A 12,389-nucleotide genomic window follows, 5' to 3' on the forward strand; every position below is an offset into this window, starting at 1 on the left:
ATTCACCGAAAAACATGCATTAAAAAGGAGCCTATCGGCTCCTTTTGTTTTTTAGTCAAACTGAGAATTACAGTTTAAAACGTTTGATCTCTTGCTCAAGCTCGTGAGACAGCTCAGATAGGTGCGCTGCTTGCTCCGCTGCTGAGTGAGCTTCTACAGAAAGCTCGTTCGATACGTCGCGGATGCCTTCTGTGTTACGAGTGATTTCTGTTGTTACAGATGCTTGCTCTTCCGCCGCAGACGCAATTTGCGTTGCCATGTCGCTGATGCGCTCTACCGCACTGTGGATTTGCGTCAGGCTCGCTGCTGCAGAATTCGCGTCATCCACACTGGTATCAGCCAAACGACGACCATCTCCCATGATATCAACCGCTTTCTTGGTTGTACCTTGAAGCATTTCGATCGTTTCTTGGATTTCTTTGGTCGATGCGTGAGTACGTTGGCTCAATACGCGAACTTCGTCAGCAACAACCGCAAAACCACGACCTTGATCGCCTGCACGCGCCGCTTCGATCGCCGCGTTCAATGCCAACAAGTTAGTTTGCTCAGCAATGTCTTGAATCGTCGATAGAATCGTGTTGATGCTGTTACCGTGCGCTTCAAGTTCTTGGATAACATTTGTCGCGACTTGAACTTCTTGCGCCAGATTCTGGATAGAGCCTTGCGTTTGATTCACTTGGCTAGAACCGTGAGCACATGCTTGCACCGCTTCTTCAGAGCTATGCGCTGTGCTGTCTGCGTTACCCGCAATCTCTTGCGTTGCTGCTGCCATTTCATTAACCGCAGTCGCAACCATGTTGATTTCGTCTTGCTGGTAAGAAATACGCTGGCTACGTTCTTCTGCTTGTTGTGCCGTTGTACGTGCTTGCTCAGAAAGTGAGGCAGAAACTTGGCTTAGCTTGGTAACCATCGTGTGCATGTTACCCACAAAGCGGTTGAAGTTCTCAGCCAGTTTGCCTACTTCATCGTCACTGCGAGGTTCTAGGCGTTGAGTAAGGTCGCCCTCACCAGATGCAATTTCTTCCAATGCATCAGACACGCGGCCTAGGTCACGGAACAAGAAGCCAACCAACCAAGATACCGCAAGAATCACAACGATGGTGATCATCACAGCGGTGATCAGCAGGTCACGAAGCAGTACTGCATGGCCTGCTTCTTCTGTTGCGCGATCCATTTCAATCGCGAACATCCAATGCGTGCCAGGTACTTTCTTGAAGTAGTAAAGCTTCTCTTGGCCTTTCAGCATCGTGCTTTCAATCTTGCCTTCTGCTGCCGCACGCTCAATAGCCTCTTCTGAAAAGTCTTTTAGAAAACTGGTGATAGGCTTAAGCGTTAGGCTTTTATCTGGGTGAGCAAGGAACGTACCTTCGTTCATATCAATCAACATTGCGTGCGCATTTTCACCCGCATCAAGATTGATTACGTCATCGATAAGCTGATCAATAAGTACGTCAGCACCCACTACACCGATAAACTTGCCGTTTTTCATTACTGGTTCAGCAATGGTCACTAGCAATGCGTTAGTGATAGCGTCTTGATATGCTTCTGTGATGATCTGCTTACCTGCTGCATTGGCATCTTTATACCAAGGGCGAGTACGCGGATCGTAGTCAGCACGGTTACGCTCTGGGTGAGAACGATACATATCGCCGTTTGGTGTACCCAAGAAGATGTCGTCAAAGCCACCAGCTTTGCGTGCTTGCTGTAGGAAAGGAACAACGTCTTGCTCTGTCGAGTAGTCGTTGAATGCGCTTGCAATATCCTTACGGATATTAACCCAGTCCGAAATACCTTCTGACGCTGTGGTACTTAGACTTTGTGCTCGTGAATAGACACCTGAACGAGTCTGATCAAATAATTGACCAGCCGACAACCAAGTAAGTGCTGTTGCCATCACAACAACAGCAGAAAGGCTTGCGCCTATTAGCTTTTGTTTTAATGATATTTTCATAATTATAATTGAGTTGGGAGAACAGTTAAGGTGGGTGAATATTACACACTTTTTCACGACTATTCACTAATTTTTAAAAAACAAAATAGCGCATTAACTCTTTGTAAAATATGGACTTTTGCGTGTCATTTTTTTGTCTAGCGTCAGAAAAACCGCACAAAAAAAGCCAGCAGGGTGCTGGCTTCTTAATTACTTGTTATTTAAGCAAATTTATAAAATTGATCGATTATTGACGCTCTGTCTTCATCCCCATCAATAAACTTACACACATTGCTAGCAATATAAAGGTAAATGGCAGTGCTGTAGAAATGGCGCCCGCTTGTAACGCTTGTACCGCTTCTGAGCCACCAATCCAAAGCAATGCAACCGCAATCGCACCTTCCATAAATGCCCAGAAAACACGTTGCAATACAGGCGCATCGACTTTACCACCCGCCGTAATGCTGTCGATAACTAGCGAGCCAGAGTCTGAAGAGGTGATAAAGAATACCAATACCAGAACTACAGCAATGATTGACAATATGTTGCCAAATGGCAGCACATCAAACATTTGGAACATTGCCAGTGATACGTCGGTCAGACCGTTTGCGCCTAACTCGCCTACTTTGTTGACGACTTGATCAATCGCCAGACCACCAAATACCGACATCCAAACCACGGTGACTACCGTCGGAACAATCAGTACCGCTGTGATGAACTCACGTACTGTACGGCCACGTGAAACGCGAGCGATGAACATACCAACGAATGGTGACCAAGAGATCCACCAAGCCCAGTAGAATACCGTCCAGCCTTGGAACCAAGCTTCGTCGGTACGACCAAACGGGTTACTCAATGGAATGATGTTTTCTACGTACGCCATTAATGTTGTTGGGATCGAGCCTAAACTCGCCGCCCAGCCAATCAAACCAACAAGGATAAGCAGCAAAAACGCTACAACCATGTTGATGTTACTGATCACTTTTACGCCGCCGTCGATACCGCGGACAACAGAAACCACTGCGAGCAGAGTAACCACAGTGATAACTACAATTTGCAAACCTAAACCAGGTTCAACACCAAATACATGGTGAATACCACTTGCCGCCTGCTGAGCGCCCAAACCAAGTGATGTCGCTAGACCAAATAGAGTGGCAAGTACTGCAAGAATATCAACGATATGGCCAGCCCAGCCCCAAGCGCGATCGCCCAATAATGGGTAAAAGATCGAACGCATTGATAGAGGCAAACCTTTGTTGTAGGTGAAAAATGCAAGTGAAAGTGCCACAACGCCGTAAATTGCCCAAGGGTGGAGACCCCAGTGGAACATCGTCGCGCCTAGCGCCAAACGTGCGGCTTCTGGTGAGTTTGCTTCTACGCCGAGTGGCGTTTCGTACCAACCAGTGAAGTAAGCCACAGGTTCTGCCACACTCCAGAACATCAAACCAATACCCATACCGGCTGCGAACAACATCGCGAGCCAAGACATGAATGAATAATCAGCGACGGCATCTTTACCGCCTAAGCGTATTTTCCCAAGCGGCGACACAATCAACGCTAAGCAGAAAATAACGAAAATGTTACCAGCGATAATAAACAGCCAGTCGAATGAACCAATGATCTTCCACTTAAGCCCATCCAATGCCGTCTTCGCGGTATGAGCATCTAGAACTAATGCTGCGACAAGAAACAGTGCAATAAAGCCTGCACTAATACCAAAAACTGGGTTATGAACATCAAAGCCCCACTTTTGAACGTTGTCTTGACCTACCGTATAGTCGGTACTGTCAATACTGTACTTATCTATACCCTTTGTCATCGTTCCTCTCTATTTTTGTATTATTTTTTCCGTACCAAACAAAAAATCGTTCGAACACGATACGTTTTACATTCCGTGAAAGCGGAAGATCCTATCATTTGAGGCGTTTTTGTCTATCTTTTGCTGTTAAAAAATCCAATAACTTACTTTTCAGTCGGTAATTTGCATTACAAAAAGCGCAAATCTCCACACCATTAATTAGACCACAAACAATTATTGCTATAATAATTTTAGGTCTTTCTGTTTCAGTTGCACGAGCGAATAAAAAGAAATCACCAAAGACAAATAAATAGTTGAAAAATGTCGACCTAAATTTTGACTGCAGCCCTTTAAATAACAGCGCATTTGAGTTAGTGTCGCGTCGTTACATGTTCCCTACAGACTGGATGAAAAAATTGGAAAAGTACGAAGAAGTATTGGTCTCGATTCGTCAGATCATCCGCGCTATTGATTTACATTCTAAAAAGCTGAGCAAAGAGTCGGGATTGACCGCTCCGCAATTGATTTTGATGCGTGCTATCAATGAGTTAGATAACGTGACTATCAAGCAGTTGTCTAACCACACCAATATGAGTCAAGCAACTGCGACCACGATTTTGGACAGATTAGAACGCAATCAACTCGTTGAGCGTCGTCGTAGCGTTGAAGATAAACGTAAGGTACATGCGGTACTTACCGAGAAGGGCGAAGAAGCTCTGAGACAGGCGCCAACTCCGCTGCAAGAACACTTCATCAATCGATTCCAAAAATTGGAAGAGTGGGAACAAACATTGCTGCTTTCTTCTGTCCAGCGCATCTCCACCATGATGAACGCAGAAGACATCGATGTAGCGCCTCTTCTAGAAATCGGCAGCATCACCAAACCAGAATAATCACCTCTTTAAGTGCTCGTATTAAACGGGCACTTTTTTATTCCGTCAGCCCCGTTTCAAATGCGTATTTGGCTAATTCCGCTGTCGAATGCAAATCTAATTTATGTTTGATGTTGTGACGATGCGTTTCTACTGTTCGATAGCTGATATTGAGTAACGTCGCGATTTTCTTACTGCTATTGCCTTGTGCCACCAACCTCAAGACCGCCTCTTCTCGTCGACTAAGCGGATTGGGTTTATGATGAGCGGGTTTGATTTCTTGCGTAAAGAGCGTCTGAGTTACGGACTCGCAAAAATAGGTTGAACCTTGGTTCACGGTTTTGATGGCTTGCACCATTTTCTCGGCTGAAATTTCCTTGAGCATGTACCCCACCGCCCCTGCCTGCATCACTTTCATGATGTATTCGCGGTTATCATGCATCGTAAGCATGAGAATTTTACTCTCTGGTAATTCCTCTTTAATCACACCCGTTGCTTCGATGCCATTCATGATTGGCATGCTGATGTCCATAAGTACAACATCCGGTCGCAAATGCTTAACGACCTCAATCGCTTCCAAGCCGTTGCTTGCCGTGCCAATCACATCAATATCCGGCTCCAGCTCTAAACGCGCGATAAATCCATCTAACACCACTTGGTGATCATCGACGATCACCACACTAATCGGTTTGTCCATAAACTAATTCATCCAAATTCAAAAGCACGGTAATTTCCGTGCCTAAACCAAGCTCACTCATGAGTTCGAACTCGCCACCAATAAACTCCACACGTTCTTGCATGTTGCGCAAACCAATCCCTTGGCGATGCACAGCTTGGTTGACGACAAACCCTACGCCATCGTCTCTAATGAGTAATTGCAGCATATTGCCCATTTTTTGCAAAATAACCGTCACTTTTTTCGCTTTTGCATGCTTTTCAATGTTATTTAGCGACTCTTGCGCAACTCGGTACAACGTTGTTGCGACTTCGGAGGTCAACTTGTGCTGTTGAGTGTCAAAATGGCTGTCGATATCAATCCCAGAGTGTGAATGAAAATCTTGCAGCAATGTCGTCAACGCAGCTTCCAAACCGATATCATCCAATGCGCTTGGGCGAAGTTGATGGGAAATGTGCCGCACTTCATTAATTGCCGTCACCAAAGAGCGTTGTGATTTGTCGAGATGCGACTTGAGCTTTTCATCTTGCAATCGATGGCTCATTAAATCCAAATGACATTTACTCGATACCAGAAGCTGATTGATCCCATCGTGCAACTCGCGCGCTAAATGCTTCTTCTCATCTTCTTGAAACATCACCGTTTTGTGGGCAAGTTCTTTGAGGTTTTTATCGGCAAGTCGATGCTCATGTAAATTGATGGCTAAAGTCAGCACAATGATCACCGCCACGGTGACCACCAAAATCACCACCACGGAAAAAAACGTGGTCTCGATGTTTTTGTTCACCGCAGCACGCATGTTCGCGACTTCTTGGCTGACATCTTCAATGTAAAGACCAGTGCCAATCATCCACTCCCATTTATCCAACCATGCGGCGTAACTGAGCTTGGGTACAATGTCGCCAGTCGAGGGTTTCTGCCACAAGTATTGGTGAAAGCCGCCTCCGGATTGCGCTTGGTAAAGCAACGCTTCTATAAGCCTGTCGCCATTTTCGTCTTCTAGGTGAAGTAAGTTCTCCCCAACCAATTCAGGAAGAACGGGATGTACGAGATTAGTGCCGTGTTTATCGTAAGCAAAGAAGTACCCGTCAGAGCCGTAAGTTAGGCGATTGAGAATGGCCTTCACTCGCGCTTTGGCGACACGTTCTTCAATCGTCGAATCGTTGTAAATGTGGGAAATGGCATCAAATGCGACATCAACGGTATCTTTGAGCGCCGCTTCTTTGGATTGAATGAGGTTTTGATGGAAGATCTCCACCTCTCGTTGACCCAATGTTTTGGCCTGATAAATGGAAATCCAACTGATGCTTGCCGACACTAAAACCACCGGAATCAGTGTCAGTAAAATTAACTTGGCTTTGAGAGGCATCCTTCCCTCCATGAAACGCTGCCCAAAGGGTCAATATGCCCCAAGAGCAGCTTAACAACTTGTCTCAAAAGGTGAAGACTCTCAGCTCACAAAATCTCTTTTATTCCTTACCCATTAACCCATGCCGTAGAAACTTGGGAAAAACAGTAAGGAGCCAAGGACGAGAATTTGAATCGCAATGAATGGCATCACGCCACGATAAATATCCCGTGTAGTCACGCCTGCAGGCGCAACCCCTTTCAAATAGAACAAGCTGAAGCCAAATGGCGGTGTTAAGAAGGAGGTTTGTAAGTTCATCGCGATGAGAATAGCAAACCACGTCATGTTGATGCCGAGCAGCTCAGCAACCGGTGCGATAATAGGAACGATGATGAAACAGATTTCAACGAAGTCGATAAAGAAGCCCAGAATCAAAATCACAATCATCGTAATGATCAAGAAGCCCCACTTCTCACCCGGGATCTGCAACATCCATTCTTCAACCAGATAGTCACCGCCTGTATACGTAAACGCCATCGAAAACGCCGTCGCACCCAGCAAAATCGCGAACACCATCGCGGTCACTTTAACCGTCTCTTTCGACGCATCGTAGACCATTGACCAACTAAATTGCTTGTACAGTACGGCGAGAACAATCGCCCCAGCCCCGCCCAGTGCTGCCGATTCCGTTGGCGTTGCAACACCGGCAAAGATGGAGCCCAACACAACAATGATCAACGCCAATGGTGGTAATACAGCTTTCAGCGCCTTGATCACTTCTTCCCTGCGGCTGAGTGACTCATCACGTTCAATCGGCTGCGCTGCTTCAGGGTTAAGCTTGGCGTAAATAAGGATGTAAACAACGTATGCACCCACTAGCGCGATACCCGGCCACACGGCCGCTTGGAACAAATCTCCCACTGGCACGCCAAGCACATCGCCGAGCAAAATGAGTACGATGGAAGGAGGAATAATTTGCCCCAACGTACCTGAAGCACAAATGGTTCCGCACGCGAGGCCTTTGTCATAGTTGTATTTGAGCATCACAGGCAGCGAGATCAACCCCATGGCCACCACTGATGCTCCCACTACGCCAGTCGATGCCGCAAGTAGCGCGCCCACCAGCACCGTCGAAATTGCGATGCCGCCACGGACGCCACCAAACAGACGCCCCATCGATTCCAGCAGCTGCTCTGCTAGCTTCGTTTTTTGCAGCACGAGCCCCATGAAAACAAACAGCGGTACAGCCATCAGCACCGTGTTTTCCATGATGGATTGAATTCGATATGGCATGAAGGCAAACATGTCCATGCCCTCTGCCCAAACACCAAAAATAAGAGCAATACCGCCGAATGTGAACGCGACGGGAAACCCGAGCAGTAGCGCAAAGAGCGCCACAAAAAACATCACTATACCGATCATAATGACTTCCTTTTACGACTTACCGTTGTTACCGGCATAGATAAGATGAGGGTTAACGATTTTATTGACTGAGTGCAGCAGCAAACCAACGCCACTCACCGCCATAAATAAGAAAGAAACCGGGATCATGCCTTTGATTATCCATCGATACGGTAAACCACCTGGGTCACCAGACGTCTCGCCCAAGGCATAACTCTCTTTCGCGAAATCAATACCAAACCATGCGACCAGCAAACAAAAAGGAAAGAGGAAAAACAGGGTGCCGATGATGTCGATGACGGATTGCGCTTTATATGACAGTCGCTCATAAAAAATGTCGACTCGAACGTGACCGCCGGATTTGATGGCATAAGGCACGCCAAGCAAAAAGACAGCAGAGAATAAGTGCCACTCCATTTCTTGAAACGCGATAGACACGTCGTTAAACACGTAACGCATCACAACGTCATACACCACGTTCAACAACAACAAAATGAAGAGGATGCTGGATAACCACCCCAGAAAATCACCAAAGCGGTTGAAGATTCGCTCAATATAGATAAGGCTTCTCATTCCGAACTCCATGGAACGTGTGGGTTGGCTCCGCAGTATCTACGGAGCGTTTTTATGATTTTTATTTGAAATTTTTCTTGGGCTTCCTCGTCGGCCAAATCATACGATTTGGCCAGACCGAGTTTTTATTGCGCTTGGCTATTCAAGTACGCTCGGTGCGAGATGTTCGACCATGGACGAACTTGCTTAATGTAGTTCGCTTGAGATTCTTGAATCTCTTTTGCCAACGCATCTTCCTCAGCATGCTGTTTAAGCAGCTTGTCATTGGCAGCACGCAGCGCATCCATCACCTCAGGTGGGAAATCTTTTACTTCCACATTTGGGTACTCAGACTGAATAGATGCCCAGTTTTTGCCGCTTTCATGCTTCGATTGCGTGTACATGTCGTACGCAGCGGTTTTCATCGCGACTTGGAGAATTGCTTTCAGATCATCCGGTAGACGCTCCCAAGTTCGCTTATTGACGAGGAACTGAAGCTCAGTCGCAGGCTCATGCCAACCTGTGTAGTAGTAAGGCGCAATTTTGTGAAAGCCCATACGCAAGTCCAAAGACGGACCTACCCACTCCAACGCATCGATAGTACGACGCTCAAGTGAGGTATAAAGCTCACCCGGTGCAATGTTGGTTGGCTTCGCGCCTAATTCTGCCAAGATTTCACCCGCAAAACCCGGAATACGCATCTTCAACCCTTGCAGGTCATCGACCGACTTAATTTCTTTTTGGAACCAGCCGCCCATCTGAACATCGGTGTTACCACCAGGGAAAGACATCAAGTTGTGCGGAGAGTAAACCTTTTCCATCAACTCAATTCCGCCACCGTAGTAGAACCATGCGTATTGTTCTGTCGGCAACATTCCGAAAGGCATAGAAGTGAAGTAAAGCGTGTTTGGCACTTTGCCTTTCCAGTAATAAGACGCAGAGTGTCCCATGTCGTATTGGCCGGATTTCACCATGTCGAATACGCCAAATGGTGCTTTGTGTTTGTTCGCAGAGTCGATACGAATTTGTAGACGACCGTTTGACATTTCCTCTGCCATTTTCGCCATATTTTTCGTCGTGTCGCCAAAGATTGGGAAGTTAGGCCCCCACGTTTCAGCCAGCTTTAGGCGATATACTTTTTCAGCAGCACTTGCAGAAGTTGCCACGAATGTCATCGCTGCCACTACGGCAGTCATTTTGAGCACTCGTTTCAAAGATTTTTGGATAAGACTCATCGTTCACGTCCTTTGTCACCAAGGTTATTGTTGTCATCCATTTCATGCGGATTTGAAGTACGACAAGCTGACCAGCACCATTCTCATGTCAAAACACGAGCCGAGTAGCGACGCTTGAAGTAACTTGGGTATAAAGATGTAACAATGTTGTCTAATTCGAAATGGGCGTGAACACGCAAGTTATCTTAGTATCAATAACCTGATTAGCCCTTAGTATTACGTATTTATACGTAGGAGATTAGATGGTGGTAATGTTATAACGCCTTAAATCATTAAGTTATGAATCAGGCATGAAAGGCATTATTTGGAAAGCTACTTACGTATTAACTTGCCAAAAAATTTACACAGTATTTAAAAAAATGTGACAAACGCCATTTTTGTATCGCTAAAATACACGCTTGTTTAGAAGGGAAAGTTAAGAAATTAGGGCAAAAAAATACCTCGGCGATCACCGAGGCATTGTATAAAAACAGAACAATAGCGGTAATTAAACTGCTTTGTAGATAACTTTGTTACCTGCCAACTGCTCTTTTTGAACTAGGTTTTCTTCAAGAAGCTTCTTCAGTGCGCCAGTAGCCCATGATGCTGCTTTAGCGTCTTCTTGACCCGCTGCTAAACCGATGCCTTTAGGGTTGATACCTTCAGCATTCGCTACAACGATGTCTAGTACTTGTTGTTGCTTAGGAGTAAGTGCAACATCAACAGTTTTCGCTGCAGCTACTTTCTTCTCAGCTACTGCTTTCTCCACAACAGGTTTTACTGCTGCTTTTTCCGCAACAGGCTTTGCTGTTTTTGGTGCTGCAGCTAGGTTTGCTACTGTCGCTTTAATGCGTTTTTGCAGTTTCATCTGCACTTTACGCTTATGAGCAAGTCTCATTGAATATTTCTCCAGTTCACTGCATCTCAGCAGGGATGAAAATTTGAAGCGCGTTTTATACCAAAATTTACAATCGATTTGTAGGTTTTAGCGGCGAAACGCTACGAAAAATGCGCTCAAAGCTTAGAACGTCTACTATTTAAACAGATCATTTGTGAACGGATTTATTGAATACTGGGTATAAAAACAGAGGTTTCGTTCTGATTAAAAGCATCAAGCTGCATATCAAGAAATCTCGATTTTATTTAGAGTATTCATTGAGGTATGAGCATGGAAACGCTGCATCTAACAAATTCACACTTCAAGTCTGATTCGCCAATCAACAGATTGATTTTGTTGCTGGTAGCGCTCATTACACTATTTCTTGTCGTGATTTCTCCGGGTTGGAAACAAGCAATGCTTTCCGTCATTTTGATGGCAATCATCGTCGGTTTCGCCGTCCTGATGATTAAGAAAAGCCAAGTCACTTTCACACTGACCGCCTCGCACTTTCAGCAACACCTGTTTAAAGGCGGTTGGGTTGTCCGTTGGCGAAATATTGAGTCCATTGGTATATGCAGTTATCAACAAGACGGTTGGCATCAACCGCTCCCGTGGATAGGCATCCGCTTGAAGCACTATTCCCCTTACCTTGATGCAATTTGCCCGCGTATCGCGACGGAGATTTTACTTAGCCAACGCGCTTTGTTGTATTTGGGCGCAAGGCAGAACCATTGTGAAGAGAAATTTGAAGATATGGTGCTCGACCCACAACCGTACACTAGCAAAGCGGGAAAACAATACGACGGTTTGCAAGCCATGCTGGCGAATAGAATGAAGTATCAGAGAGAATTTTACGGCTATGATGTGTTTATTTCTGCCAGTGATTTAGACAGGGAAGCCGACGAATTTGTAGGGCTGACTCGGCGATACTTAGCGGCCGCCGAGCCAGAATAGTAACAAGTACAGACAAGGCGCTAGTATAGTGGCATCTCGTCAGCAACAAACGGGTTGGTTTTGCGCTCGTGACCGAAGGTAGATTGAGGACCATGACCCGGTACAAATGTAACATCGTTACCTAGAGGCCAAAGTTTCTCTTTAATTGAACTAATCAACGTATTGAAGTCACCTTGAGGGAAGTCAGTACGACCAATGCTACCGTTAAACAGAACATCACCAACAAACGCTAAATGCGCTTCTTCGCTATAAAGCACTACGTGACCTGGCGTATGGCCGGGGGTATGGATAACATTCAGTTTTTGATTACCAAAAGTGACAACGTCACCTTCATTCAACCATTGATTCGGCTCAAATGCCTCAGTTAGAGGGAAACCGAACATTTTGCTTTGCCCTTCCAAACCTTGTAGCCAGAAGTTATCCGCTTTGTGCGGACCAACGATTTCTGTTCCGCCTAACAGCGCTGATAATGGCTCAGTACCGCCAACATGATCTAAGTGACCATGGGTCAATACCAATTTCACCACATCAACACCCAGCTCTTTGATGAGCATTGCAAGCTGTTTTTCGTCACCGCCTGGGTCAACAACGATGCCTTTCATCGTTTCGTCACACCAAACGATAGAACAGTTTTGAGAAAAAGAAGTCACTGGGACAACTTGGTATTTCAGAGCCATAGATAACCTATTACCGAATAAATTTGCGTTAAAACTGCCGCAACTATGACACTAACCCTAGGCGACTTCAAGACTTACGCCAGCCCT

11 protein-coding genes are annotated in these 12,389 nt (G+C 45.8%); 2 read left to right on the forward strand and 9 right to left on the reverse strand.

Going from position 1 to position 12,389, the window contains the following annotated elements; genetic code table 11:
* Positions 1–67: 67 nt before the first annotated feature.
* Together ACF8CV_RS22525 and ACF8CV_RS22530 are read right to left on the reverse strand one after the other, a co-directional pair.
* The gene (locus tag ACF8CV_RS22525; RefSeq protein WP_005458057.1) at positions 68–1,951 is read right to left on the reverse strand and encodes a methyl-accepting chemotaxis protein; all 1,884 of its coding nucleotides are present in this window, start codon (positions 1,949–1,951) and stop codon (positions 68–70) included.
* Positions 1,952–2,177: 226 nt separating this feature from the next.
* Positions 2,178–3,749, reverse strand: coding sequence for a BCCT family transporter (locus ACF8CV_RS22530; protein WP_005458059.1), 1,572 nt, complete (start codon positions 3,747–3,749; stop codon positions 2,178–2,180).
* A 395-nt stretch (positions 3,750–4,144) separates the two neighbouring features.
* Here ACF8CV_RS22530 and cosR point away from each other — a divergent pair, with 395 nt between their 5' ends.
* On the forward strand, positions 4,145–4,621 hold the full coding sequence (cosR, locus tag ACF8CV_RS22535; RefSeq protein ID WP_005494763.1) for a MarR family transcriptional regulator CosR: 477 nt from the start codon (positions 4,145–4,147) through the stop codon (positions 4,619–4,621).
* 37 nt (positions 4,622–4,658) lie between these two features.
* Here the strand turns inward: cosR and ACF8CV_RS22540 are convergent, their stop codons facing one another.
* The 6 genes from ACF8CV_RS22540 to ACF8CV_RS22565 form a co-directional block, all read right to left on the reverse strand.
* Positions 4,659–5,297 carry a response regulator transcription factor gene (locus ACF8CV_RS22540; protein ID WP_005458063.1) on the reverse strand — a complete coding sequence of 213 codons (639 nt, stop codon included), beginning with the start codon at positions 5,295–5,297 and terminating at the stop codon, positions 4,659–4,661.
* A complete protein-coding gene (locus ACF8CV_RS22545; RefSeq protein WP_005458065.1) occupies positions 5,281–6,645 on the reverse strand; it encodes a cache domain-containing protein in 1,365 nt (454 codons plus the stop codon). The genes ACF8CV_RS22540 and ACF8CV_RS22545 overlap by 17 nt, the downstream gene beginning before the upstream one ends.
* Positions 6,646–6,759: 114 nt before the next feature.
* Positions 6,760–8,046, reverse strand: a complete 1,287-nt coding sequence (locus ACF8CV_RS22550; RefSeq protein ID WP_138937541.1) for a TRAP transporter large permease subunit — start codon at positions 8,044–8,046, stop codon at positions 6,760–6,762.
* Positions 8,047–8,058: 12 nt separating this feature from the next.
* Positions 8,059–8,598: a TRAP transporter small permease subunit gene (locus ACF8CV_RS22555; protein WP_021448880.1), complete on the reverse strand. Its 540-nt coding sequence runs from the start codon at positions 8,596–8,598 to the stop codon at positions 8,059–8,061.
* Between the two features lie 125 nt (positions 8,599–8,723).
* Positions 8,724–9,812: a TRAP transporter substrate-binding protein gene (locus ACF8CV_RS22560; protein ID WP_208870975.1), complete on the reverse strand. Its 1,089-nt coding sequence runs from the start codon at positions 9,810–9,812 to the stop codon at positions 8,724–8,726.
* 487 nt (positions 9,813–10,299) lie between these two features.
* On the reverse strand, positions 10,300–10,689 hold the full coding sequence (locus ACF8CV_RS22565; protein WP_005490722.1) for a hypothetical protein: 390 nt from the start codon (positions 10,687–10,689) through the stop codon (positions 10,300–10,302).
* Positions 10,690–10,959: 270 nt separating this feature from the next.
* Here ACF8CV_RS22565 and ACF8CV_RS22570 point away from each other — a divergent pair, with 270 nt between their 5' ends.
* On the forward strand, positions 10,960–11,625 hold the full coding sequence (locus ACF8CV_RS22570) for a DUF2982 domain-containing protein (RefSeq protein WP_005457834.1): 666 nt from the start codon (positions 10,960–10,962) through the stop codon (positions 11,623–11,625).
* 20 nt (positions 11,626–11,645) lie between these two features.
* Here ACF8CV_RS22570 and ACF8CV_RS22575 read toward each other — a convergent pair whose 3' ends face one another.
* Positions 11,646–12,302, reverse strand: a complete 657-nt coding sequence (locus ACF8CV_RS22575) for an MBL fold metallo-hydrolase (RefSeq protein ID WP_208870976.1) — start codon at positions 12,300–12,302, stop codon at positions 11,646–11,648.
* Between the last annotated feature and the right edge of the window lie 87 nt (positions 12,303–12,389).

The sequence above is a fragment of the Vibrio sp. zbq_1 genome (assembly GCF_043102935.1).
Lineage (GTDB): Bacteria > Pseudomonadota > Gammaproteobacteria > Enterobacterales > Vibrionaceae > Vibrio > Vibrio parahaemolyticus.

What these genes read in the sequence shown, in the direction of transcription:
- ACF8CV_RS22575 (WP_208870976.1), bottom strand. Translation starts at nt 12,302, where the DNA reads ATGGCTCTGAAATACCAAGTTGTCCCAGTGACTTCTTTTTCTCAAAAC.
- ACF8CV_RS22530 (WP_005458059.1), bottom strand. Translation starts at nt 3,749, where the DNA reads ATGACAAAGGGTATAGATAAGTACAGTATTGACAGTACCGACTATACG.
- ACF8CV_RS22570 (WP_005457834.1), top strand. Translation starts at nt 10,960, where the DNA reads ATGGAAACGCTGCATCTAACAAATTCACACTTCAAGTCTGATTCGCCA.
- ACF8CV_RS22545 (WP_005458065.1), bottom strand. Translation starts at nt 6,645, where the DNA reads ATGCCTCTCAAAGCCAAGTTAATTTTACTGACACTGATTCCGGTGGTT.
- ACF8CV_RS22525 (WP_005458057.1), bottom strand. Translation starts at nt 1,951, where the DNA reads ATGAAAATATCATTAAAACAAAAGCTAATAGGCGCAAGCCTTTCTGCT.
- ACF8CV_RS22560 (WP_208870975.1), bottom strand. Translation starts at nt 9,812, where the DNA reads ATGAGTCTTATCCAAAAATCTTTGAAACGAGTGCTCAAAATGACTGCC.
- ACF8CV_RS22565 (WP_005490722.1), bottom strand. Translation starts at nt 10,689, where the DNA reads ATGAGACTTGCTCATAAGCGTAAAGTGCAGATGAAACTGCAAAAACGC.
- ACF8CV_RS22550 (WP_138937541.1), bottom strand. Translation starts at nt 8,046, where the DNA reads ATGATCGGTATAGTGATGTTTTTTGTGGCGCTCTTTGCGCTACTGCTC.
- ACF8CV_RS22555 (WP_021448880.1), bottom strand. Translation starts at nt 8,598, where the DNA reads ATGAGAAGCCTTATCTATATTGAGCGAATCTTCAACCGCTTTGGTGAT.
- ACF8CV_RS22540 (WP_005458063.1), bottom strand. Translation starts at nt 5,297, where the DNA reads ATGGACAAACCGATTAGTGTGGTGATCGTCGATGATCACCAAGTGGTG.